Origin of the sequence: Calothrix sp. FACHB-168, assembly GCF_963889195.1 — a bacterium.
Classification (GTDB): domain Bacteria; phylum Cyanobacteriota; class Cyanobacteriia; order Cyanobacteriales; family Nostocaceae; genus Aulosira; species Aulosira anomala_A.
The window spans coordinates 75,267-101,098 of sequence record NZ_CAWPNJ010000096.1 but is presented as its reverse complement, the minus strand read 5'-3'; the positions used below and the strand labels follow the sequence as shown (position 1 = coordinate 101,098).

Here is a 25,832-nt window from a genome sequence, read left to right as displayed (position 1 = left end):
AAAAGAAGTTTTTTCAGGAATTGCGATGATTAGTCCGCAGCAGGTTGAGGCAATGATCGTAGCGGAACTGCCAGACGCACTGGTTAAAGTGCAAGATTTGACTGGTGGTGGCGACCACTATCAAGTGACAGTAGTTTCATCGCAGTTTGCAGGTAAGAGACTGGTGCAACAACATCAGTTAATCTACGGTGCATTGCGACAAGCTATGTCAACAGAAGCAATTCATGCACTAGCCATCAAGACTTACACTCCCGAAGCTTGGCAAACTACAGCCGCTTCTTAGTCGTTTAATACTGACTGTTAAATGTCAGTCGCCTCAAGTTGCGCTCGCTACAGGCGCTGGCTCCTCTAGACTATAAGCAAAACTAGGAAACAGAAAAACCATGACGCCAGAAGTAAAACAAAAAATTGACAGCTACGTAAAACAAAACAAGATTTTTGTTTTCATGAAGGGAAACAAGTTAATGCCGCAATGTGGTTTCTCTAACAACGCCGTGCAGGTTTTTAATACATTGGGCGTTCCTTTCGAGACTTGTGATGTTCTCTCCGATCCAGAAATTCGTCAAGGAATTAAGGAATATTCTAACTGGCCGACAATTCCCCAAGTCTATATCAATGGCGAATTTATTGGCGGTTCAGATATCTTAATTGAATTGTATCAAAGTGGTGAATTACAGCAATTAGTGGAAGTAGCCTTAGCTTCGTAATTCGTAATTCGTAATTCGTAATTCGTAATTCGTAATTCCCTTCGGGAAGCCGCTAGGCGTCTACGTAATTCGTAATTAAACCAGAAGTAGGGGCGGGTTGATGGATGATTTTCGTTAATCACCAAGGATATCTCTCAACCCGCCCTTACAACCCCAACCTAAAACAGGTTAGGGGTTTTGATTATGTACCTAGATAAGCTTCTAAAACCTGGGGATTAGTTTGGATTTCTGCGGGTGTACCGTCAGCGAGGTTTTTACCTTCAGCTAACACCCAAACGCGATCGCACAAGGACATGATGACATCCATATTATGTTCGATAATCAGAAAAGTCATGCCATCTTGGCGGTTCCAGTGAAGAATGCGATCGCAAATATCATCAATTAATCGCGGATTCACCCCAGCTGCGGGTTCATCCAACAATATTAACTTAGGATTCGTCATCAGCGCCCGCCCCATTTCTAGCAGCTTGCGCTGTCCCCCAGATAAACCACCGGCGTAATCATGGGCTTTTTTTGCCAACCCCACTGACTCTAACAAAATCATCGCCTGTTCTTTCAGCTGCTTTTCTTCCTTCGCTACTACATGGGGTTGGAATTGTACCTGCCAAAAATTCTCGCCAGTTTGCTTTTGCGCCGCTAGCAGCATGTTTTCTAGCACCGACAACCGCGAAAGAGTCCGGGCTACCTGAAAGGTGCGGACTACGCCTTGTTGGGCAATTTGGTGTGGTTGGAGGTGATGAATTGGTTCCCCATCAAAAATCACGCGCCCTTTATCTGGACGAATGAAATTAGAAAGTAAGTTAAAAAAGGTAGTTTTACCAGCACCATTAGGGCCAATTAAACCTGTGATGCTACCTTTAGCTACCTCAATGCTGGCATCATTGACGGCTTTAATTCCACCAAAGCTTTTAGAAAGTCCAGTAGCCGCCAGTAAGGGAAGTTGGGGTGACTGGTTATTTACCAAGAGTAAGTTCCTCCTTTTTCCCTAAGATACCTTGTGGACGCCAAATCATGAGTACCATCAAAATTAACCCGATTACCATGATGCGAAATGCACCCAACCGCGCCTCATCCAGAGGAATAATTTTTGGTAAAAGTTCGCGGGTAATGGCATCATAGGCAAAGAAAATCACAGCACCCAAAATTGTGCCGATGTTATTTCCTGAACCGCCTAAAATTACCATGATCCAAGCGTCAAAAGTTAGCTGTGGCTGGAAATTATCGGGATAAACGGCGCTGAGTTGCCAAGCAAAGAACGCACCAGCTATTCCCGCGATCGCACCGCCTAACATCAATGATTGCAGTTTATACCAAAAGACGTTTTTACCTAAAGCTTTGGGAATTTCCTCATCTTCGCGGATGGCTTTAAGAACTCTACCCCAAGGCGATCGCACTAACATTTCCAACCGCCAGAAAACAAAAGCTAAGACTAACAGCGCTACCACCATTAACCCAGCTTTGGGGATGTAGTTATACAGGGTGACGATACCAGAAATATAAACAATTACCGCCAATAGTCCCAAGAAAAGCCCGACAATCAACCGAGATACGAATTCCTGTTTACTAGTTTTCTTCGTTAAATTCTCAGTACCGCTAGATACCCTCGTAGTATTTATCCAGCGCCATAAGGAGAAAACTGTAACGCCTAAAAGCATTGTCAGTAAACCCATCAGCACAAATCTGAAAAATAAATTTGGCGTAGTCGCGAAAGGTATGGGGTAACTTTGCACACCAAAAGCGCCGGAAATCCAGGTATTACCCACAGGTAAATCTTGGTTATTCACCACCAAGCGAATTAGTTCGCCTACGCCAATGGTGACAATCCCCAGGTAATCTTCTCGCAGGCGGAGAGTAGCGAAACCAATTACCAAGCCTAACAAAGCGGCAACAATAGCACCGACAATTGCCGATAATAAGATGGGAACGCCCTTTAAGGTCAACAATACCGTTGTGTAGGCTCCCAAGGTCATAAAAGCAATATGACCAAAGTTAATTAACCCCGTGAAACCCCATTGCAAGTTTAGTCCCAAACTGAACAGGGCAAAGGTGGCTGTAGAAATCGCTAAAAAGATTAAATATTCAAACATATAAATTGGGCATGGGGCATGGGGCATGGGGCAATTCAATTTTGGATTTTGGATTTGCGATTTTGGATTGGGTTTGAATCTAAAATCTAAAATTCCTTGTCCTCCTTGTCTCCCTTGTCTCCCTTGTCCCTTCTCGTGCTTATGCTAAGTGAATAGATTGTAGTTTAAAGGATCGTGCAGGCTTGCGGTTAATCATTGGCTAAATTCTGGGCATACTATGGTTGTGTTAAGGGTAATAAATAAATTTATGAATTTATTACGAACGAGAATTCATCACTTAATCGATCAATTGGCGGATGAGGATTTACCAACTACTTGGGAAGTTGTCCACAATCTCTATTGTGACTTTTGTATGCTCAAGGCTATAGAAGAAACCAAGCGATCGCAGCAACCGTGGGACATCTTAACTCAAGACGAGGCAATTCGACAGTTAATGTATTGGGGAAGTGAAACTTAGTGATTGTAGAAGTGCGTTATACTAGGTCTTTTTTACACGACCTGAAGAGTTTAGAAACATCTGCTTACGAGCAGGTGTATAATTTTATATTTTACGAGTTTCCGCACCACTGGCAAATGCGTACTCTTCCCCAACTGCGGCAACTTGATGATGATGGTATATTTCACCGCTTCACCGTTGATAATTATTTAATTGGGATAGAAGTCAGAGGTGAAATTGTGAAATTTTTATGTGTCATACCTATGCCGGATGTCTAACGCTAAAGCTTAGATCAACACTTAAAACTGTATAAGGCAAAGCAGGGATCGCTGTAACCTTACATTAAACTGGTTTTTGAAAAACACTTTAAAGTTGAGATTTCCCTTATGGATGCTAAAGCACTTTGGCAACGATACCAAAATTGGTTATATTTCCACGAGGGATTAGGGCTGTATCTTGATGTGAGTCGGATGCGGTTTGATGATACCTTTGTAGATTCGTTGCAGCCGAAGTTTGAAAAGGCGTTTGCGGATATGGTAGCACTGGAAAAGGGTGCGATCGCTAATCCGGACGAAAATCGCATGGTTGGACATTACTGGCTGCGAAATCCCGATTTAGCCCCAACTCCAGAACTTACCCAAGAAATTGCCCAAACCTTAGAACAAATCGAAGCCTTTGCCGAAAAAATCCAAACAGGTGCTATTCATCCTCCTAGAGCTAATCGCTTTACTGATATTATCTCCATTGGCATTGGTGGTTCTGCTTTAGGCCCCCAATTTGTTGCTGAAGCCCTGTCCCCCGATTTTCCACCGCTAAAAATTCACTTTATTGACAACACAGATCCCGCAGGAATCGATCGGATTCTTACCCAATTGCGCAACAGTCTCGCCAGCACCTTAGTTTTGGTAATTTCCAAATCTGGCGGCACGCCCGAACCGCGCAATGGCATGATTGAAGTTAAAAAAGCCTACGCTGGGCAAAATTTAGAATTTGCTCAATATGCAGTCGCTATTACCAGCGTTGATAGCAACTTAGATAAAATCGCCAAAGCTGAAGGCTGGTTAGCCAGATTCCCCATGTATGACTGGGTGGGAGGACGCACTTCCGAAATGTCTACAGTTGGCTTAGTACCAGCCGCCTTGCAAGGCATTGACATTCGCGCCATCCTAGAAGGTGCAAAAGAAATGGATGATGCTACCCGCGTAGCAGATATCAAAAACAACCCCGCCGCCCTACTCGCTTTGTCTTGGTACTATGCTGGCAATGGTAAGGGTGAAAAAGATATGGTTGTGCTTCCCTACAAGGACAGCCTGCTATTATTCAGCCGTTATCTGCAACAGCTAGTAATGGAATCTTTGGGTAAAGAAAAAGACTTAGATGGTAATACTGTATATCAAGGTATCGCCGTTTATGGTAACAAAGGCTCGACAGATCAACACGCTTACGTACAGCAGTTACGTGAAGGTGTACCCAATTTCTTTGCTACCTTAATTGAAGTTTTAGAAGATCGTCAAAGTCCATCTCCAGAAATCGATCCGGGAGTAACATCAGGCGATTATCTCTCTGGTTTTCTCCAAGGAACCAGACAAGCACTTTACGAAAATCACCGCGATTCTATCACAGTTACCATTCCTCAAGTTAATCCGCGTACTGTTGGCGCTTTAATTGCTTTATATGAGCGTGCAGTTGGATTGTATGCTAGCTTAGTCAACATCAACGCTTACCACCAACCAGGGGTAGAAGCTGGTAAAAAAGCCGCAGCTGCTATTCTTGATTTACAAAAAAGCGTCATTGAAGTACTGCAAACAGAAAAATCTGCCTTGACTTTAGCAGAAATTGCTGAAAAAGCAGGCGCAACCGAAAAAATTGAGGCAATTTACATAATTCTGCGTCACCTGTATGCCAATCAGCGAGGTGTGGTGTTGCATGGTAATCTGGCACAACCCAGCAGTTTAAAAGTTTCTCTCGGCTAATGGATACCCTGGTTGTTGCCAATGCAACAATTTTATATCCGTAAGGGATTTTCAATTAAAAATACCCAAATTGTAGGGGCACGGCACTATCAAAGGTGATTTTACTGCAAGTTTGTAATGCCGTGCCCCTGCTTGTTGTTGAAATTGATACCAATTTACAGCTATTTTCAGGTAAATGAGGTACGCGCTTGGGGGCATGGCAGTGCCCATACGTGTCAACTTAAGCTAAAAGCTATATACGGCGCGTGTTATACAAAAACCCTCGCGCCCTCATCCCCTAACCCCTTCTCCCTAAGGGAGAAGGGGAATTGAATCTCTTGCTCCCCTCTCCTGAGGGAGAGGGGCTGGAGGTGAGGGCGAAACCTTGCAACCAAGCAGGTTTCAGGTTAAGTTGACACCAATGGGCAGTGCCATGCCCCTACCATCTGTCGCATTGTTTTTTGAAATTGGGATGAGAATTTAGACTATTTCTCTAAATCCTGGCTACAGTTGACACTCCTCAGCCGTCATGCTGAGGATTCTTGGTTCAACGAGTCCACTTAACTTAGACCCCTTGCGGTATCTAAAAAAGAGGTGGTTCTCTCCACGCCAGTTGCTTCAAGTCGGCAAAGCCGCCCAACGCACTGGCTCCCAAGCTTTAACTTTTGGTCTGCCCGACCATAGTTGCATTAGAGCAATATTTGTTTGAAGTTTAATGCTGTTCGTCTAGTACCTGTAAATCTTTTACCTACTTCCAGGTGATACTAAAACTACGAAGTAGAACCCGCTAGATTTAGTTGTCAAGGTGCAGCACGGCAGTCGATCCATTTGGGGAGACCCCAAGACCGCACTGCCTCGTCTACTTGTTAGGTAGCAATAGGGTTTTTTAAGTGGTTGATTACCCTGCCACAATTCCCATTCTACCAGAAGCCGTCCTGGAAGGACGGGGTTTTAGAACCAATTTTTTGATAATTATCCCCCTGCTCCCTGCCCCCTGCTATCCCGTTCTACCTCCGAGAACCACCTTTTTCAGTTTCTTCTAAAGCCCTTTCTGTACGCGAATAAGGGTTAGTTTTTGGCTCCCAATCGGGAAACAAGCCAATTATAAATTCGTTGATTTTTGTCCGAGCTTGGAAGCTGGCAGTACTTAAAGGTTTGGGGAGGAAGCTATCGCCAAAGCCTATAAATATCAAGGACAACAAAATAAACCATGTATTAGCTTTTTTGCGACTCATTTTTTATAAGTTAAGTAGTAATATTTGATTCATATTTTAATCGATATTTTTTGCCAATAACTATATCTTCATACTATTTGAGATAGCTTAAAGATAGCATCATGAATTTTTGGCAAAGTGAAAGTAATACCATTACACAAAAATATGTATGACATACGCAGCAAGTACGGAATGTAAGTGAAATTCATGAATTGCCCCTACGGTAAATCAAAGTTATAACGTCATTTTTGCGTAAGTACTGAGATGACACAGCGAATTGCAAATTGGTGAGGTACAGATAATCGTTAATTGTAGGGGCACTGGCACTGCCATGCCCCAAAGCGCGTACCTCATTTACCTAAAATTGCTGTATTAATGTATATTGAATTGAGGAATAAAACCCAAAATATTAAAGTGTTATATTATAATTTTTGGTTTTTAAAATAGTCAACCTAAACCGAATTTATTTTTTATTGCCAAAGTGAGAGAAGCGGTTAATTTACCAATTAAAATAATTTTTGCTAGGTTCTTTTCAAGCTGAATTAGATTGCAAAAAGCGTAAATTATTTTGATTAAGCTTATACAAATTTTATGTGAGGCTGCACATTAACGCCCTCACCCTAGAAGGGTGGGGCTAAACAAACAAAGCCTGCAAAGGCAGGCTAATTATATGCATCTTCATGGGAAATTAGTATTAAATAGCTCCTAATGCTTTGAGGTTCATTTTTTGCCCCTCAGAAATGCCTGTCACCCCGTTAATATTCACGCCTTCATAGGGAAGATATCTGCTTAAAGTTTGCACAGTTTCATCGATTTGCAGATCGTAAATTTGAATTGGTTGTTCTAAAAATGCGATCGCCAGTAAGTCCTTGACTGGATGCCAATGCACCGACAATCCGTGATTTTCGCCCTGGATAATCTGTTCGCAGTCGCCTGTGCTAACATTCCAGATTCTCACTGTTTTATCAGTACAGGTACTTGCAACTTTGTTGCCATCGGCACTCCACGCCACTGAATAAACACGGCCATTTGTATGCCCCAGGAAGGTTTTTAAACAATCTCCAGAGGCCACATCCCAAAGTTGAACTATACCTTCGTAGTCTCCACTGACCAAGGTTTTGCCATCTGGACTAAAAGCAACGCTACCAACGAAACGACCCACAGAAATGACGCGAGAACAAACACCCCTGCTTAAATCCCAAAACCGAATAGTTCCATCTAAACCACCACTAGCAACCAAATCGCCTAGAGAAAACCCAGCAATGGAATTTACCAGACCACTGTGTCCTGACAAGGTTAATAAACATTGCCCAGAATGAGTATCCCAAAGTTTCACCGTTCCATCACTGGCACCACTAATCAGACAATTTTCATCCCGACCCCAGGTGACTCCCCTTACCCAACCCTGATGTCCCTGCAACACCTGTAAACATTCCCCCGTCTGCACATCCCAAATGCGAACAGTGGTATCTGCACTGCCACTTGCCATCCAGCGTTCATCTGGACTCCAGGCAATAAATATCACTTCGTTGCTATGTCCGTAAAAGACTTTTAGACGTTCCCCGGTTTGACCATCCCAGAGTTGCACAGTATGGTTAGTGCTAGCGGTCAATAGACGATTGCCATCCTGACTCCACCGGACACACCAGGAGGAATTACTGTAGCCGCGCAAGGTTTTGACACATTGCCCTGTTTGTGTATTCCACAATTTAATCACCTGATCGAAAGATGAACTGATTAGGGTTCTGCTATCAGGACTCCAAGACACTGACCAAATCCAGTTTTCATGTCCCTGCAACACTTTTAGACATTGCAGAGAGCAATCCCACAGGTTGACAACATAAGCATTCATATTGGCACCTGCTAGCCTCTCACCATGTAGACTCCAGGTGAGGTGATTAAAAGGCTCTTCGGTGTTAATGGCTTGCAAACATTCCCCTGTTTGCCAATCCCAAAGTTTGACGGTTTTATCGTACCCACTACTGGCGAGGATTCTGCCATTGGGATGCATTGCTACAGACAAAATCCAATTGTTATTGTCGGAAATGACGCGAATGCAATCGCCAGTCACTACATCCCAAAATTTAATTGTGCCATCTGTATAGCCTGCTGCCAGCACTGCCCTATCTGGTAACCATGCCAGACTTGGAATCCAGCTACTGCGATCGCCAGATTTGTTGGTTCCCAACTCAGTCAAACGCTCTCCCGTTGTAGCATTCCAAACCACAAGTAAGGACTGTTGCCCGCCACAGGCTACATATTTACCGTCGGGACTCCAGGCTAATGCCAAAATGGAACTGTTATAGCCGTGCAAGTCCCGCAGTTTTTGACCCGTGCGGGCATCCCAAAGGCTAACTACGCCATCGACACCGCTAGCTAACATTGTGCCATCAGGATGCCAATCAGCGCCCAAAACCCAGCCTTGATGTGCCTGGATCGACATTAATGGCTGCATTCCTTCTATCTGCCAAATATGCAGTTCTCCTTTGGTATCGCCAACAGCAAATTGCTGCCCATCAGGACTAAATTTTCCCGACATTCCACTGGTGAAGACTTGAGTAAAGGTAGATTCAGCAAAATGAGCAAATTGAAAATTGACATCTTTTAAGGTCACACCCCGGAAATCTGCGTGGCGAATTTGCAGATGGGAAAAGTCATAGCCGGTGAGGTCAATTTTTAGGCGCAGACACAGGTTAATAAAGTTCCCTACTCCATAACCAAAGGTTGATTCTGGATCGTTACGTAATGCCAGCAATACCGATTTTAAATGCTGCTCTAACTGTGCAAAATTATGCTGAAATGCCGCTTTTAATTTTTCAATTAGTGGATTGATAATTAAGCGAATTTGACTTTCGCGGATATAGTCTAAAACTGTTGTTTTCAGAATTGCATAATGGTTGAAGAAGGATGTTTTAAGTATTAATAATTCACTGGTAAACTGGCGAATTAAACAATCTGTGACATATTCCATAATCACCGGCTGTTGGGTATATTCACCCGATCGCCTTTCGATGAAACTGCGCCAAGTGAGGGATTCTAGGGACTCTAACAAACTAGCGCGAGAAACCGCAGGGACAATATCTGCTTCTAGTTCCGCGATCGCAGTCCATTCGCGATTAATTGCCAACCAATACATAATTGTCTGCTCTAGAAATGATAACCGCTCAAATTGCTGCTCTAACAAGCGACGGATACCGTTAAATACGAGGGTTTCTGTCTGTAAAAAGCCGGTAATTTCTCCAGCAAACAAACTCTGAATCGAAGCCGCAATCATTTTTACTGCTAGGGGATTGCAACTATAAAATTCACACAGTTGGCGTTTTTGGGCTTCAGTTCCTACAAGTTGCTTAGAGTCAATTAATTTGAGGGAACTTTCCCAGGAACCTTTGAGAGAAAGCGATCGCACTGGGCCGTGCAAATCTTCCAAAATGGCAATTTCCGCAGATTTTTCGCGACTGGTGAGTAAAATACAACTTTGATGACTCGATTCTCCTAGCGATCGCAACAAATCGCTATAGTTGTTGAATTCTGGCTGATAGTAGCCAGCGCGATCGCCTGGTTGTAAGATTGTCTCTTGATTATCCAAAATCACTAAACAGCGATGAGTTCGTAGCCAGTGCAGCAACCGTTCTGACTTTCCTTGGCTGTCTTGCTGTTGGGAAAGGAAAGTAACCAGTTCAGCTAACAAAGTTTCTAAGGGTGGGGCGTTACGGAGACTGCGCCAAATTACAAATTCAAAGTCTGTTTGTACCAATTGCGAAATTTTAGCAGCTAAAGCACTTTTACCCATCCCACCCATTCCCACCAGAGCTATGAGGCGACAGCGTTCTGCAATTATCCACTGACTCAGGTTTTCTATTTCCTCTTCACGAGCGCAGAAGTGAGAAACATCAATGGCCTCACCCCAATCTACGCAACGGGGAATTTGCGGTTGGCTATCTGTGATTGGGGGAGTAAATTGAGACAGAATACCGCGCAGATTTGTTTTGTTAACTTTGCGACTAAATATATCACTGAGCAGCTTCCAGAACTTAGGGCCGATATCTCGCTGTAAGTAGTTAATAGAATACCCAGAGCGATCGGCAATTTCCTCATAGGTCAAGTTATTACAAGCACCGAACAACAGAGCAATTTCCACCTCAGTCAGGGTTCTAGCGAGCTTTTGATTGACAGCAGAGTTAGCGATCGCCTGTGCCTGTGCAAACTCCATACGCTTTTAAGTAAATATAATTAAGTGTTAATCTTTATCAAACCATACTTTACATACTTTAACTCCATACTTTTCTGTAAAGACAGCATCAAGGAGTTTTGATAATTGTTTAAAAGTATCACAAGCATTGAAAAATTAATTCAATACTTAGGCATAGGAAAACCTTTGTTCAAAAGAATAAAGCCATCGCCTAGAATCACCATTGACGATGGACTTGATTAATACCAACGCTTATTTAGTGGAAACATTTAACTTTTTTCTAAAAATCTGACAAGGAAAAAATATGTTACTGCCTAACTGTACTAAAAGCACCTCCAGCGACAATACCCGTTCAAATTCAGTACCACCGTCTATTCAAGGATCAATCCGGCATATCAATTGCGTGACCCATGAGGGGAAAGTGGTTCTGGTTGGAACTGATGAGGGTGGGAAGTTATGGTACACCATTAAACAAGATGGTTTTGAAGACAGTTACCTCAATCAAGAACCAGAAGCTAGAACAGGGTGGGAAAATTGGCAATTGCTAGAGTTACCTAATGAAGACAATGATCAGTCAGTAATTGATAAAGAAAAAGAAGAATTCACGATTGATGAAGCAAAAAGTGTTTATTTGTTGAGATCGCGCTACAAGACTCACGATCAATCAGCAGTTGCTCCGGTGCAGTTGGTTTCAGGGTTAGGCTATATTTATGTTTTTCGTCAGTCTAAGTCTAATACTTTGTTCGTCGATCGCTTTGTTTTGGACGGCTTAACCAATACCTTAAACCGTAAGCTAGACGTGCGCTTTAAACGCAGCAGGCAGAAGCATAAACCAATTCAAAAACAGCGCCAAGGGGAAAGCGGATTGCTCAACGCGGATGCTTTGGATTTCGTGGATATTCAGGGCAATCCCTTTTATGAACCGACCACCGAATTGAGTCTAATCAGGGATTTGAAAGATGGTTGGTTTTCAGTGGTTCTATTGCCAACCCAGGAACAAGATAAATATCGCTGGCATATTTTTGCCTATAACAGCCAAACTCAAACCGTTGAAGTCACCACTCTACGCGCTTCCGAGGAGGGTTTATTTGATGTCAAAGACTATACAATTCTTGATCCCGAACCGCGTAATATTTCCGGGATCATTAAGCGGACTTTGAATCTAGGCAGCAATATTACCGTTTCCAAAGGGATCGCGGCAACCCGCTACAACGTACAACGGGAAAGAGATACTCAGGCAAAGGACAAGGACGGTAACTTCATCCGGCAATTACTGAGAGAATCGGTTCGAGTCATGCTAGTGGTGGGTACCAGTCGCGGCAATATAGTCACTTTGAGCTTTGCAGTAGCGCCGGATGGTACGCTCTCAAAAATTGCCGATCGGGAATCTGAGAAAAAGATTTGCCGCAGCATGAGTCGTCAAGTCTTGTTGCCTCCCAATACCTTAAAAGACTTACAGAAAAAGAGCCAAGAAAACAGGAATCGAGAAGGAATTACTTTGGATGGCGTAGACGATTATATTGCTCTACCCCCAATGAATCATGATTTTTCTCAAGGATTGACAGTAGAAGCGTGGATCTGTTTTAACAGTTTGAAACCAAAGTCTAGAATCATTGACTTTGGTAACGGTGCTGATGCGGAAAATATCGTATTTGGTAGTGGAAATACTGCCACCGATCTACGGTTTTCTATTGGTCGAGACTACGATCTCAAATTGATCGCTTCTGGCGGGGCAGGTGCTTTGCCAAAAGAAGGAAAACGATTGATTGCGATCGCCAAAGATAATCAAAATAAAAATCAATTGAGCTTGAGAATTTTTGATGTTCAAGGCTCTGTGTTTAATTGGCAAGAAGCAACAGCATTACAGGTAGATTCACTAAAGATTGAAGCACTGAAAACGATTCTTAAATCCTACTGGAATACCCATGAATCGATGATTCCTCAAGAAGACAACAAGAGAATTGTCGCTGCTGTCAGAGCCATTCTGCCTACGCAAACCTCTCCCATCCTCACTCAAGATCGGCAAAACATTGATGCCCCTGGTATATTAGAATCTGGTAAATGGATTCATGTAGCAGCCACGATCGATGCAGATGGAAAAACCACACTCTACAAAAATGGTCAGCAAATTAAGACCGAAACCCTCAAATTGCCGCCGATCGTTAACCGCACCCAAAACTATATTGGCAAGAGCAACAGCGGGTCAGATGGCTATTTTAACGGCAAATTGAGTGATGTACGGCTCTGGAACAGAGCTTGTACTGCTGATGAAATCAAAAATAGCTTGCCACTCAGGGGGAACGAAGCAGGTTTAGTGGGATATTGGCGGCTTGATGTGATCGCAGAGGGAAAATTCATCGATTTTTCCCCCAATGGCAATGATGGCACGGTTAAAGGAGGAGCCTATGTAAGTTCTGGCACTCTGGAGCGGAATTTACAGGGAACAGCAACAGCCATTGAATACATAAACGAGGACTTGTTTGCAGTTTCTGAACGAGCTACCTACACCGAAGAATTTGAATTTAAACCTAACGGTACCGTGTCTGCGCTGACCTTCATCTACAAAGGCAAGAAAAGCCGGAGTTCTCAGGATTGGATCGAGATTACAGCAAGCTCGACGCAGATAACACCTCTAGATAATAACTGGTACAAAGCGAGTTCCAGTTTTACAGTACCGGATGGCGTTTCGCTAGTGCGCTCCTTTGGCATCGGCAATATTCAAGGAAATTGGACGCAGCTAGAGATCCGCAAGCACAGGATTACCCTGGTCTGTGACAGCATTACCGTAGAAACCTATAATGACAACCTCAATGACAAACTTCAGTTACAGGGATCGGCAACTCCCCAATCGATTCAGAGAACTAGCTTGCAAAGATTGACATCGCTAGAGCAAGCAGAAGCAGTTTTACTGCTGCGTCAGCAGGCTCTAGAACGAGCAAAGCGTCAAAATCAATCCTCCGCTGTGGCAGGAACCAACCTAAGCGCAGAGATCGCCGCTTCCGAGACAAGAGTTCAGAACTTGCAAAACGAGGTTAACACTTTACAGAGTCAATATAACAATTTGGTAAATAACCCCTTTAGTGACTGGTGCTATATCGTTGCCAAACACAGTGAAAGATGCATACAAGCATTGGACAATCAGCAGTCAAATGGCGCGGGTATCAAACAGGGGGTTATATATGACCCCTCATCCTTAGTAGTGCGAGGGATGTGGACTATACAGTGGAAGTTTGAGCCAGGAGATAATGGTTACAAAATTGTAAATCGTTACGGAGGTTACAACACAAAGCTATGTTTACACATCAGTGGCTCCGATAAAAATGCAAATCATGCACGGATTGACCAGTACACAGATGCTAATGTTAATTGGCAAAGATGGATAGTTAATCGGAATAGTGATGGCTCGTACAGCATCTGCTCAAAACACGTCCCGACTAAGGGGTTTGATGTATCAGGCATTAGCTACGATGATGGTGGAGTGATTCAGCTATATCCTTGGTCTTTAGCTGATAGCTGTAATTGGCGTATCGAGAATATCAAAACTGAAGACAAAAAAAGAGAACGTAATGCAAAAAACGCTGAACTTGAGAATGAGAAGACGAATTTACAACGATTGAAGGATCGACAGGACAATGAGACGAAGTTAACGGCTGTAAATAATCAACTGCAAGTTGTCCGGAATGAAATTCAGGGCTTAAACCTGGCTAGCTCTGCTCCTGTAGAAATGAGAGTGATTGCCACCGACGATCGCAAGTTGACCACTCAAGGGGCAGTGTTGGATTTTGTGCGGCCGGCTAGCCGACTGAGTGCGATCGAAACCTGCGAGGGCAACGTTCAACTCAGCTATTTCGACGAACAGGGGCGGATGCGTCAAACGAATTTTGATGCAACGGCTGACAGCAAAAATACAACCTTTGAAGAATGGCTTCCTGACACCCAGCGAACCTGCCTGAAGTTTGGCTTGATGTTTGACAGTGGTTCCCCTGTCCCCAGTGCCGACGGTTCCATTAGGCTAAGGTCCAGTTGTGTTGTCAGCCTCAAGCAACCCATCCACCTAAATACAGAATGGACGATCGAAGCCTGGTTTTTTTACCCCTTCTTGACACTAGATGACGACTTGATAACAGTTTACGTGTCGCGCCACAACAAATGGATTACTCTATATTTTCCCATTTTTTCGGAATATAGTATACGACAACCCATTGTTATCCGAGATGGTAAGTATCTGGGCACTACTGTTGACGATCGGTTTTATAACAGCGGCTATAATCTGGAAAATCTAGCAGTGGGCTGGCATCATCTGACGGCAGTGGGCAAAGGCAGCGACACAAACACCACGACTGTGTTTTATATTGACGGCAAAGAAGTTGGTAAAACCGTATCTACAGCCGCTTTAGTGCTGGATGGAACCGATGATGTTCTCGATTGTGGCAACAAAATCGACCTCAACGGCAAAAGTTTCACAATCGAATTGTGGGCAAAACTAACCGCTCCTACGACTCCCAATCAGGATCAAATCATTCTTTTTCAAGGCTCAGAACAGCAAAATAAAGGACTCAATATTGGCTTTTCAAGCAACAATAAGTTTAGGTTTTCTTTTTATGACAACAATTTAGATACACCCGACTCCTACACAGACACTGGCTGGCACCACTGGGCTTGTGTGTATGATGACAAAACCCAAAAGCGGCAGATTTATTGTGATGGTAAAAAAGTTACTGAAGATCCAACTCGACTGACGAATAAATACAGCGGCACAGGGAATCTTTTTGCTGGCAAATCATGGAACAATCCGCACTTTAAAGGTCAGATTAATGAACTGCGAATTTGGAATCGCCCCTTCACTGAAGATGAAATTGCGGCTAACTGGGACAAGACCCTAACCAGTAATGATTCAGCCTTACTGGGCTGGTGGCAGTTTAGCGCCAAAGAGGGTAAAGCTGAAGTGAGGGATCGCTCTGCCCAAAATGCGACAGCAAGCTTTAAGGGTGATCCAAGAATTGAAAGTTCCTCTGCTGCGATCGCGATCGACAGTCTTGGTAATTCATTCATGACTCAAAAAGCATTAGTTTGGGGTAAATTAGCCGAAATACGGGTCTGGAAGGTTGCCCTAACCAAAGAAGAGATTGAAGTCAACAGCAAAACCCAACTCACGGGAAATGAACCAGGTTTAGTTGCCTACTATCCCCTCAACGAAGCCACTGGAACGGCGGTCAAAAACCAAACAGGCGATGGAAACGACGGTACTATTTCGGGCGCGAGTTGGGAAGTTTGTGCAGTGCCGATCGGCAGCTTACGTCCTCCAACGATCCAGTTTTCTGACCCCCCGCTCGTCTTGCAAATCAACGAGCCAATCATCCAGTTTGATGGTAAGGATGACTTTATTCGTCTCCCCCTAACAGGCGGCAGCTTGAGCGCTGACTTTACCGTTGAAGCTTGGATTAAGCCCAGCGAGTTAGGAAGTAAAGATCTTTCAATCCTGGGCACCGATACCGACCAGAACAATAAGGGATTGCACTTGGTCATCCGAAATAAAAAAGCTCATTTCGGATTTTATAACAACGATACCACGGGCACAAAGGAGCTTTCAGCAGATACCTGGTATCACATTTCCTTCCGCTACAGCAAAACCAACCAGGAACAGGCAATCTTCATCAACGGTGAGCTAGATAATAAGTCTCAGCAATCCCGTAGCCCCTTTCAAGGCACAGATGCTTTGAAGATAGGTTCATCCCTGGGTGAGCGATTCTTTAAAGGCTGCATTGCCGAAGTCCGCATTTGGAATAAAGCCCTCACCCCTGCCGAAATTCAAGCACGTAGATATCAGCGCCTGACGGGCACAGAACCAGGATTAATCGCCTACTATCCGCTCAATGGCATCACCCTCGAAGGCTCCACCTCGAAAGTTACCGATCTTAAGAACAACAATCACGGTACAGTGAATGGAGCAACTTTGGTTAATGAGATTGCTGATGCTGCGATCAGTTGCGAATACAGCACAGTTAGCAAAGATAAATCCGCCATGATGCGACGGTTTTTAGCGGCTCCTTCGCTTCAGGGCGTTCATCTGTTGCCCGACAAACGCATCGAACAATTAGAGCTACAATGGATTGGCAATGGGCAGTTTGCTCCCACCCTGTTAGGCTATATCGAAGGCGCACCACCGATTCCCAGCGAAAACCTCACCCTGGAAGACAACTACAATGGTGCAACATCCGTTGAGCTAGCCCTGTCGGAAGATGTGGAATTTAAGTGGACGCGATCTCAGGACTCTGGATTTGGGTATCAAGGTGAGTTGTTCGCTGGACTTGATGTTGAACTAAGTGCTGGAGTTGCAATAACTAAAAAGATACTTAGTACCCGTTCAGGCTATAAAGGTAATCTAGAAACTGGTTACCAATTCCAAAACGAGAGTAGTATTGCCTCAAGTTCATCTCTCAGCATGACCGACAAGTTACAATTGTCGGGAACTCAAGAACAAGAAGCTTACTTCCCTCACTTAGGCAAACGGTTCATCCCCAAAAATGTTGGTTATGCATTGGTGATTTCGGCCTTAGCGGATGTGTTTATTACCCGACTAAAGCGGAGTAGCAAAATGGTTGGGTATCAGGTTCTTCCAGTTGAGAATATTCCCCCCGATATCAATACCATCACGTTTTTGATTAATCCCGCCTACACCATGAGTGGCAGCCTGGATGGAATGACGGGCAGCAGTGCCACCAGTCAAAGGTTTTTTAAGCACGTTCCTGAAATGCGATCGCGCTTTGGCTCCCTTTATCCTGCCAGTTATTATCGCCTACAAGAAGCATACGATCTCAAACAAAAAATTGAACAACAGGACAAAGATCGAGAAGCTTACTTTTCCAACTTCAATTCCCGTTTACTGGATGAAACTTCATTAGGGCAAGAAATAGATAAAGGTAATACACCGGGAGAGATTGCTGTCAAACGCGAAGAAGATAAGCCTGATGACAGTTTTAAAGACGATCAAAAGAAAACTTCCGAAGAACAAGAAAAAGCTAGAAAATTACAACAAGAAGCAAAGGCAGCACAAGACAAGCAGTCAGAAGAGGTGAAAAAGAAGCAGGCAGAGATTGACAAACAGATTAAAGATCCAAATTTGCGAGCCAATGCCGCTACGAGTTTTGCCCGGTGGCAGAAGAGAATGGAAACTATTCAAATTCGTTCCGGCAAGCGTAACATCGTCAATAGCTATGTTTGGGATGCGGACGGTGGGTTACGCGCCGAAGCCCAAAGTTTTGCGAATACTGCTGAACATTCCATCGGTGGTTCTTTTAGCATGAATGCTGCTTTGGGATGGGAAGAGAAGCTCCATGTAGGTGCGATCGCTATTGAATTAACAGCCCAAGCAACGGTCAACCTCACCCAAACTATGAGTAAAACCGAAACTCGAAGCAAGGGCATTCAGTTAAATGTTGACTTAAGCGGTGTAGAAAGCCGTGGCATCACCAACTATGACGATTTGCCTCTCTTACCCGGAGAAAAAGTCAATCGTTACCGCTTTATGAGCTTTTACCTCGAAGGTAGCACTAACAACTTCAATGACTTCTTTAGCTACGTCGTTGATCCCGAATGGCTGGCAGGTAATAGCGAAGAAGCCCGCGCCCTCCGACAAGCTAAAGGGAAGGCGAACAAAGCCTGGCGGGTACTGCACCGCGTTACCTATGTAGAACGTCCAGCCTTGATGGGCTTTGGTCGAGATATTCGTCAACTTCCTCCCGCAGTCTCACAAGAGGATCAGATTGCATTGCTCAAAGAAAAAGTGGCGAATATAGAAAAGGCGAATGCTGCAATGGAGCTTAAGCTGGATGAAATTTGGAAACTACTAAAGGAAGAGAAAAAAGCCTGAGAGCTAATCTCGTGACTTTTTAAAGTCTCCGCAAAAAGAGTGATCGCTTTTCTACTACGGGGAGTGTGATCGCCGATCTTATCGGATGCCTTGACAACAGCATAACGCATCGGCGATCGCACTTTTTGCTTGATTTGGATGAGCAATCATCGATAGCTGGGGTAAACTTAAGAAAGCAGCATCCGCTTCGGCTTTTGCAACGCTGGAAAAATCAATGCGGTAGGTCATGCTTCCAGAGACAACCCGTATTTTTGATTCTGCTCGGCAATAAAGTCTTCTAAACTTGAAAATTGTCCTCGTTCAAAATCATCAAGCCCGCGTTGAATTCCCTTTAAAGCCTCAAAAAAATCACTATCATCCAAACTCAGCCCCAAAGTTAGAACCACGATCGCCATTTGCGAAATATCTTGTCCAGTACTTTGGGCACCCTGTCGCAGCAGCGCCTCAATTTTCGGTGGCAGATCGATTGTAATAGTTACAAACACCTATCTTCCTTGTCCCCTTTGTCCTCCTTGTCCTTTTTTTCTTAATATCAAATAAGATTCCCATATACCTTAACTATTAACTGCACCTCTGACTAAAATCACTGTACTTTCGACACCAGAGGCGATCGCTTCGGGAATATTACCTTGAATTGCTTGCTGTAATAATCCTTCTCTGGAAGCACCTAAAACAACTACATCATAACCTTCGGTTTTCACGAGGTTAATTACACCTTGAGAAACAGAATCAGCTTTCACCGGCGAAGCCACTACAGTGCTAGATAGCTTCCGTCGGCGAATTAATTGACTAATAGCTTGTTCTAAAACTGTCATGTCTGGTGCTAATTCCGACGGTGTGAATACCCTGGTAAGGCGAATTTGCGGATCGTTTCCTAATGTCACCAAAGCTGGAAGTAATTTAATCGCTATCCTTGCATTCGGCCCGCCAGCCATTGGTACTAGCCAACGATTAAAACTATACTGATTGTTGACTGTTGACTGTTGACTGTTGACTGTTGACTGGTTACCTAATTTCACTAAGACAACATCGCAGGTAGCTTGGCGAATGATGGTATCAACAACTGTGCCAAAAATCCTACCTGGGGTAGATGTGTTACCTTTCCAACCCATCAAAATTAAATCTATGTGGCGTTCGCTGATGGTTTCTAAAATTGCTTGGGCAACATCGTGAGCTACGCGAATTTGTGTATGTAGGGGAATTTTCCACTTTTTCGCTAAGACTTCCGCTTGTCTAAGTAAGCGGCGACTTTTTGCAGTTCTGACTTGGGTTTCTGTGGGCGAACTGTGGCGCGAGACTAAAATAACTTGGACGCACTCTATCTCATAATGGCGATCGCGGGCAATAGCTGCAGCCATTTGTAATAAAGTCCCGGCTGTTTCCGGATTCGCCACTGTCACTAATAATCTGCCTCTGCCAATATTGGGCGATCGCGTTTGGTAAACTACATAAGATGGTTCCGGTTGCGGCCCCATAGTTGCATTTTCGCAATTTAAATGATCGGCTTCAGCGCGGATAATATCTGCACGGGTAATAATCCCAATCAGTTTGCGCCCTTCAACTACTGGTAAGCGACTAATTTGATAGCGATCCAGTAAATACAGCACATTCTGCAGATTGTGTTGCGGTGTGACTGTGATTGGCTTGGATGTCATCACCTCTCTAATTGGCGTATCGTTGGGTAATTTGCGATCGCGAACTTTGAATAAATCTGATTGGGTAATAATTCCGACTAACTTACCTTCTTCAACTACGGGAAAACCCCGATGATGAGAACGAGAAAAGGCTTGGATCGCTTCCTCAATAGTCATCTCCACATCGAGAGTTTCTACTCGCTGTTGCATTACCTTGTTAGCTGTTAATTTGGTCATGATTCCTTCTACAGAGACGTTTGCAGCTAGGGTAATGCCTTTTAATTTTAAAAGTTTTTCATACAAAGAACCCGGTACAACTTTCTCTGCTACTAAGTATGAGGTGACAGAGACAATCATTAAAGGTAGCACCAAGTTAAAATCTGCTGTCATTTCAAACACAATCACAATCGCTGTGATTGGGACTTTAGAAACGGCGCTAAAAAATCCGCCCATTCCCGCTAAAGCGTAGGTAGTATGGGAATCGCCGCCTAACAGTTGAGATTCAAATACACCGACAATATGACCTAAACAAGAACCTAAAATGAGACTGGGCGCAAATAACCCTCCTGGCGCGCCAGAACCAAAGGCTACCAAGGTGAGAACGAATTGAGCAACAAAGGCGATCGCGGCTAATAACGCATTGGATTCTCCCGTAATTAAATATTCTCTCAGTCCAGTATTATCACGGAAAGAAGCTGGCAGCATTGCCACGACACAACCAGAGACAAAACCAGCTAAAGCAATTCTTAGCGGTAAACTAACATGTAATCTCCGGTATGCTTTAATACTAAATACTAGACCTTGATTAAATAGGGCAGCCAACAACCCTGCTAAAATACCCAACAGTAAGAAAAAGGGTATTTCTGGGAGAGAAAACTGACTGAGGGATTCGGTGGAAGGTAAATTTAAATCCAAACTGCGACCACCCAATAATCGAGATATTACCCCACCAATAAACGAGGCAATAATCGCAGTTCCGAGAGTAATTCCCGATAAATCTTGCAGTAACTCTTCCACAATAAACAATACGCCAGCGATCGGTGCATTAAACGCCGCAGCCAAACCGGCACCAGCACCCGCAGCAATCATCTGTCGCCGATGATCTGGGGAAGTAGGAACCCAACGACTCAATCCCGCAGCTAAACCTGCACCAACATGAACAGTCGGGCCTTGTCGTCCCAGAGTCATCCCCGAACCCAACGCAATAATCGCACTGATTAACTTCACCGCCGCCACGCGCCAAGATAGCGTCATCGGCACATTCGCCAACGTCGCCTTGACTTGGGGAATCCCGCTTCCGGAGGCTTCTGGGGCTAAACGCTGCACTAACCAGCCAGAGAGAAACCCAAAACCCATACCCACTAAGGGTAAAACCACCCATGCTGGTAAAATCTGGGTACTATGAACTCGCCAAGTACCCAACCATCCCGACCCGACTTTGAGAAATACTGCCGATAAAGCAGCAACAATACCAATAACAGAAGCTTCTGCGATCGCTAAACCTCTTCTAGGCTGCCACAGACTGCGAATGCGCTGAGTCAGAACAGGAAGCGACATATAAATCTAAATAAATTATTAATAACTAAAATCATAATTTAGATTTGGTAATATTTTTTAAATAGTCAAAGGTCAACGGTCAATAGTCAACGGTCAACGGTCAACGGTCAACGGTCAACGGTCAACGGTCAACGGTCAACAAATCCTATCTTTTGCGAATATGACCTTGCCAATTAATGCTTTGCTTGGCTGAACGTCCTCCTAGTGAACGAGTGGCGATGACTTCAATATCAACATTAACGCCAGGACTGAGGGCGGGTGCGGAAATTGGGAGTTTACCTAAAGCGAGAATAAAACGATTATAGTCGCGAGTCACAAGGTTACCAGGGATATCGCCTTCATATACAGTGCGAAAATCAGAGAAACCGGAAGAATTATCCTGTGCCCGGAATTTTACGCGAAACTGAGTTTGCAGGGCATCAGATTTAGCGGCTAAATCGACTATTTTTAAATTGAGATTTTGTTCTGCGCCTGCAAATTCCGCTACTGCTAAACGTGTTACATCCTTTTTAGCAATTGCATTATTTACTGTAAAGGTAGTCAAATTCGCCTCAGTTTTACTGTTACCATCAACCCATAAATCTTCAGGAAAACTAACTTCAACTTGTTTATTATCGTTTAAATTTATTGTTGCCACCTGACCTGCAAAACTGCTGATTGGTTGTCTATCTTGCCATACTAGCTGAAAAGTTCCTTCTAAGCGTTGGTCAAATTCGCGGTACTCATCTGCGATCGCAGAACCAGGCGCAAGTAAAACATTCGCCCCTGTCTTGATATTCCACTTATTTTTGGAAAGGTTAAATTGCTTTGCGGCTAATTCCGAAACTGCTACTTGTAAACTGGGAACGTCCGCCGCTAAGGATTCCTTACCTTTGACAATACTCAAAGTGCCTAAGCGACCTCTGTTACCATCGCTACCATCCTCACCAGTGCGTCCATCTTGACCGTCATGACAGCGATAAGTTTTTTCCGTACACTTATAATCTGGACTACCAGGAGTTCCCGTACAGGTTTTAACTTCCCATTTGCGGCGGCGACAATTACAACCTTGAGCGCCATTAGCGCCTCGTCCACCCCGTCCGCCGTCACCACCAGTCGCCCGGACGGATATTTTCCGTAAATCTTCCAAATTCTTGTAATAAACAGTCAGGGAACCACCATTTCCCCCATCACCACCTCTACCACCTCTACCACCATCACCGCCATCTGGTGCATGGATATCATGACTTACATCATCTGGCTGATTACGACAGGAAGGGCGATCGCCTCTTTCACCATCTTCACCATCCTCGCCATTTTGACCAGACAAATCGAGATTTACAGGCGAACCATCCACCACAATAGTTTGGTTTTCACCGTTGCGCCCACTTCTTCCAGAACGCCCATCGCTACCTTTACTACCATCTGTGCCATAATCTCTATCTGTTCTTCTGTAGTCGTCATAAGCAGATGCAGAACAGAAAACCGATCCCGAAGCAGGTAATAAGCTAGTAAATAGGCAGAATATCAATAATAATGGCAGCTTATGTAATAAACCCTTTTTCATTTCTATATATCTCAAATATTTATCACTATTGCTGTAAATGACGCTAATTTTGTGTATTTGCTCCCGATGAGCTTGGTATGAGGAGCGATCGCATAAAATACATCCCCATCATCCACCAAGGGTTGAAACTTGTAGAGATGGGAAAACCTCCTATCGACAACTTACGATTTTATTTTTTAGTGTTCCTGCAAGTAAAATTCGTTTAATTACTTTCAACTTTTACGAAAAATAATGATGTATGAATTCCTCTTGACTTGAAGAGACATATGTTTTTGATCGATAGAAAATATCTCCCGTTTAACAAGGTTGGAACTAGGGGAATATTTCTTGAATATATCCATCAATGAGAAGTTCAAGCCTAGCAAATCTAAATTCAATAATGAATTGGGGTTATTGTCATTTATGAGATGTAATGTACTATCCTTTACATACCAGCTTCCCGTAAACTTTGAACCTAATAAACCAATTGCTGATATGGTAATCAGGTTTTTACCATTCACCGTTATTTCATAAGTGAAATTTTTTTTATATTCTTCAGAATATGAAAAACCATTATGTTCATATTGCCATTTACCAATGACTAATGATTCGATTTCTTTACTGCTATAATCATGTGTCATATTATACGGTTCGTCATGAGGTACGCAGCCGCGATCGCTTAACTTTGTTAATCCAACCCTGGCTAAGGCTTAAAATTTGGGAATAAGACAAATTTTCATCTTGCAGTAGATCCATAACAAATGGCTTCACCCATTGCGGGAACCATTTATGCAAAAGTTTACCCGTCATCAACCGCAAGACAAACTCAATTCCTAGTATCTTTGTTGGTGGGAACGAATAATCTGACAATTCCTTCAATGCATGGGCTTCAGGAACTCGGTGGGCAGAAAAGGCGGGTAAAGCTTGCGCCCAATCATCCTGATACTGTGCCAAAAATTGCTCAAAAATCAGTACATCCTCTAAGGAAGCATTACAGCCTTGCCCAATTGACGGCGATACTGCATGAGCCGCATCACCAATAACCAAAATACTATCGCCCTCATGAAAGCGATCGCAACTTACGGTTACCAACCGCGCCACCGGACGCTGTAATAACGCTTCTGCCTCATCTGCTGACATTAATTGCCCTATCAGGGGAAATTTATCTTTAAAAAACGCTAATATCTCCTCTTTACTAGATAATCCTGCTAAAGGGTTTTGCTGGGCATCAAAAACAATCACCCCATTGAGGCGATCGCCTGGTTGGGGTACCATCATCATCCGGGTTTTGTTGAGATTCCATGCATGGATTTTGTCGGCTTCCAACTCTAAACCCAGCGCTGGATTAAATCGCGGTAGTATTACTGTTTTATAGGCATCAGACACATAGCTTTGTTCGCAATGCAAATCCGCATCTTGGGCTAAATATTCCCGAATCCGCGATCGCGCCCCATCTGCTGCTATCAAGCGATCGTAAGTTAGAGTAAAAGCTTCACCCTGTTCTGGCTGCAATATTACAGTTTTCGCTTTCCCATCCACTTGCAGACATTGACAGCCAAATTTTACTCTGAGTTGTTCTGTGGTGTAACTTTGAGTCAAATGTTCCAACAAAATCATCACCAGACGATTGCGATCGATAGTCATAATTGGTACTGCACGAGAAATCTCACGGGCTTTACCTGACTGGCGATAAATTTTAGTTCCATTACAGAATACGCTAGCAGCTGCGATCGCCTCTTCTAAGCCATCAATAGAGCGGATTGCTTTTCTACCCCGTTCCTGAAGCGAGATAGGAAAGGTACGTTCTGGAGATGTATCCATCAAACGCGGATCGGAACGTTGCTCATAAATTTCGACATTATACTTGCCCCGACGTAACAAATAATGAGCAAGTAAAAGTCCAGCCGGGCCCGCTCCAATAATGACAGTTTTTTGGAGCATAGACTTTCCCCCTTACGCTGATTGATCAGAATTAATCCTACTACTTATTGTTTCTATTGAGCTTATCTTATAGTTGTAAGTCTACTAACCTCAACTTTGTGACCAACAAAGCCAACTAAGGTGCAATAACTCCCAGAAAATTGATGTTTCCAGTAATCAAAATATTGCCAACGCTGTTCTGGCTTTAATTTAAATTCAAGTTGAATTGGATAACCGTATTTAGGATCGTAGTTTGCATCTATACCTACTGGCCCATCGCAAGCACAGCCATTAGGGCCGCATTTTTCGCCATGAGCCGCCGATTCTATCTCCGTAAATAAATTAGTAATAGTATGTAGAGGAATTGTTTGACAGGTATTTTTCTTGACAGCAATTATTTTGTCATCTTTAATTTCTACCTCTTGCTGACAATTGTGGCTAGGATAATTGAGCGTTACTTGATAATGTTTAATATTTTGTGCTTCCCACTTCTTTTTAGCTGCTGTGAGTTCGTGGGTAGATGAATTTATGAATAATGCACGGTTAGTAAAAATTGCTATCCCACCACTAAATAATAAGCAAATAATTATTGCCCATTGTAAATAGGGTTTATTGATATTAGACATAGGTTTTTATCTATATAGATAACCATGAAATATGTTGATTATTTACATTTTGCATACTTTTTCTAAGTTAACTATTTTCACATATATGTGAATAGTACCCTTGAGGGTGATATAG

General features: G+C 43.5%; 17 protein-coding genes. 6 read left to right on the top strand and 11 right to left on the bottom strand.

Annotated elements, in window-relative coordinates:
• Nucleotides 1–25 precede the first annotated feature (25 nt).
• Both AACW45_RS37425 and grxD read left to right on the top strand, forming a co-directional pair.
• Nucleotides 26–283, top strand: coding sequence for a BolA family protein (locus tag AACW45_RS37425; RefSeq protein ID WP_190630845.1), 258 nt, complete (start codon nucleotides 26–28; stop codon nucleotides 281–283).
• Nucleotides 284–383: 100 nt separating this feature from the next.
• On the top strand, nucleotides 384–707 hold the full coding sequence (gene grxD, locus AACW45_RS37420) for a Grx4 family monothiol glutaredoxin (RefSeq protein WP_190630843.1): 324 nt from the start codon (nucleotides 384–386) through the stop codon (nucleotides 705–707).
• Nucleotides 708–888: 181 nt separating this feature from the next.
• On the opposite strand, the gene AACW45_RS37415 is transcribed toward grxD, so the two are convergent.
• On the bottom strand, nucleotides 889–1,671 hold the full coding sequence (locus AACW45_RS37415; RefSeq protein ID WP_190630840.1) for an ABC transporter ATP-binding protein: 783 nt from the start codon (nucleotides 1,669–1,671) through the stop codon (nucleotides 889–891).
• Nucleotides 1,661–2,794: a branched-chain amino acid ABC transporter permease gene (locus AACW45_RS37410; RefSeq protein ID WP_190631037.1), complete on the bottom strand. Its 1,134-nt coding sequence runs from the start codon at nucleotides 2,792–2,794 to the stop codon at nucleotides 1,661–1,663. Before AACW45_RS37410 ends, AACW45_RS37415 begins: the two co-directional genes overlap by 11 nt.
• Before the next feature lie 247 nt (nucleotides 2,795–3,041).
• Between AACW45_RS37410 and AACW45_RS37405 the strand changes: the two genes are divergently transcribed.
• From AACW45_RS37405 to AACW45_RS37395, 3 genes are all read left to right on the top strand, one after another.
• A complete protein-coding gene (locus AACW45_RS37405; RefSeq protein WP_096647639.1) occupies nucleotides 3,042–3,251 on the top strand; it encodes a hypothetical protein in 210 nt (69 codons plus the stop codon).
• On the top strand, nucleotides 3,251–3,508 hold the full coding sequence (locus AACW45_RS37400; protein WP_190630837.1) for a cytotoxic translational repressor of toxin-antitoxin stability system: 258 nt from the start codon (nucleotides 3,251–3,253) through the stop codon (nucleotides 3,506–3,508). The genes AACW45_RS37405 and AACW45_RS37400 overlap by 1 nt, the downstream gene beginning before the upstream one ends.
• Nucleotides 3,509–3,616: 108 nt before the next feature.
• A complete protein-coding gene (locus AACW45_RS37395) occupies nucleotides 3,617–5,203 on the top strand; it encodes a glucose-6-phosphate isomerase (protein ID WP_190630835.1) in 1,587 nt (528 codons plus the stop codon).
• Nucleotides 5,204–6,189: 986 nt separating this feature from the next.
• On the opposite strand, the gene AACW45_RS37390 is transcribed toward AACW45_RS37395, so the two are convergent.
• Both AACW45_RS37390 and AACW45_RS37385 read right to left on the bottom strand, forming a co-directional pair.
• A complete protein-coding gene (locus AACW45_RS37390; protein ID WP_190550081.1) occupies nucleotides 6,190–6,417 on the bottom strand; it encodes a hypothetical protein in 228 nt (75 codons plus the stop codon).
• 673 nt (nucleotides 6,418–7,090) lie between these two features.
• Nucleotides 7,091–10,606, bottom strand: a complete 3,516-nt coding sequence (locus AACW45_RS37385; protein WP_190630833.1) for an NB-ARC domain-containing protein — start codon at nucleotides 10,604–10,606, stop codon at nucleotides 7,091–7,093.
• 283 nt (nucleotides 10,607–10,889) lie between these two features.
• Here AACW45_RS37385 and AACW45_RS37380 point away from each other — a divergent pair, with 283 nt between their 5' ends.
• Nucleotides 10,890–18,455, top strand: coding sequence for a LamG-like jellyroll fold domain-containing protein (locus AACW45_RS37380; protein ID WP_190630831.1), 7,566 nt, complete (start codon nucleotides 10,890–10,892; stop codon nucleotides 18,453–18,455).
• 78 nt (nucleotides 18,456–18,533) lie between these two features.
• Here AACW45_RS37380 and AACW45_RS37375 read toward each other — a convergent pair whose 3' ends face one another.
• From AACW45_RS37375 to AACW45_RS37345, 7 genes are all read right to left on the bottom strand, one after another.
• Nucleotides 18,534–18,683 (bottom strand): hypothetical protein, encoded by a 150-nt coding sequence (locus AACW45_RS37375; RefSeq protein WP_190630828.1) that lies wholly within the window; start codon nucleotides 18,681–18,683, stop codon nucleotides 18,534–18,536.
• On the bottom strand, nucleotides 18,680–18,940 hold the full coding sequence (locus AACW45_RS37370; protein WP_190630826.1) for a hypothetical protein: 261 nt from the start codon (nucleotides 18,938–18,940) through the stop codon (nucleotides 18,680–18,682). The genes AACW45_RS37375 and AACW45_RS37370 overlap by 4 nt, the downstream gene beginning before the upstream one ends.
• A 69-nt stretch (nucleotides 18,941–19,009) precedes the next feature.
• On the bottom strand, nucleotides 19,010–21,646 hold the full coding sequence (locus AACW45_RS37365; protein ID WP_190630824.1) for a chloride channel protein: 2,637 nt from the start codon (nucleotides 21,644–21,646) through the stop codon (nucleotides 19,010–19,012).
• A gap of 145 nt (nucleotides 21,647–21,791) precedes the next feature.
• Nucleotides 21,792–23,192, bottom strand: coding sequence for a collagen-like protein (locus tag AACW45_RS37360; protein ID WP_190630821.1), 1,401 nt, complete (start codon nucleotides 23,190–23,192; stop codon nucleotides 21,792–21,794).
• A gap of 212 nt (nucleotides 23,193–23,404) precedes the next feature.
• Nucleotides 23,405–23,812 (bottom strand): hypothetical protein, encoded by a 408-nt coding sequence (locus tag AACW45_RS37355; RefSeq protein ID WP_190630819.1) that lies wholly within the window; start codon nucleotides 23,810–23,812, stop codon nucleotides 23,405–23,407.
• Nucleotides 23,813–23,825: 13 nt separating this feature from the next.
• Complete coding sequence (locus tag AACW45_RS37350; protein WP_190630817.1) at nucleotides 23,826–25,112, bottom strand: FAD-dependent oxidoreductase; 1,287 nt, start codon at nucleotides 25,110–25,112, stop codon at nucleotides 23,826–23,828.
• Between the two features lie 62 nt (nucleotides 25,113–25,174).
• Nucleotides 25,175–25,717 (bottom strand): DUF6174 domain-containing protein, encoded by a 543-nt coding sequence (locus AACW45_RS37345; RefSeq protein ID WP_190630815.1) that lies wholly within the window; start codon nucleotides 25,715–25,717, stop codon nucleotides 25,175–25,177.
• Between the last annotated feature and the right edge of the window lie 115 nt (nucleotides 25,718–25,832).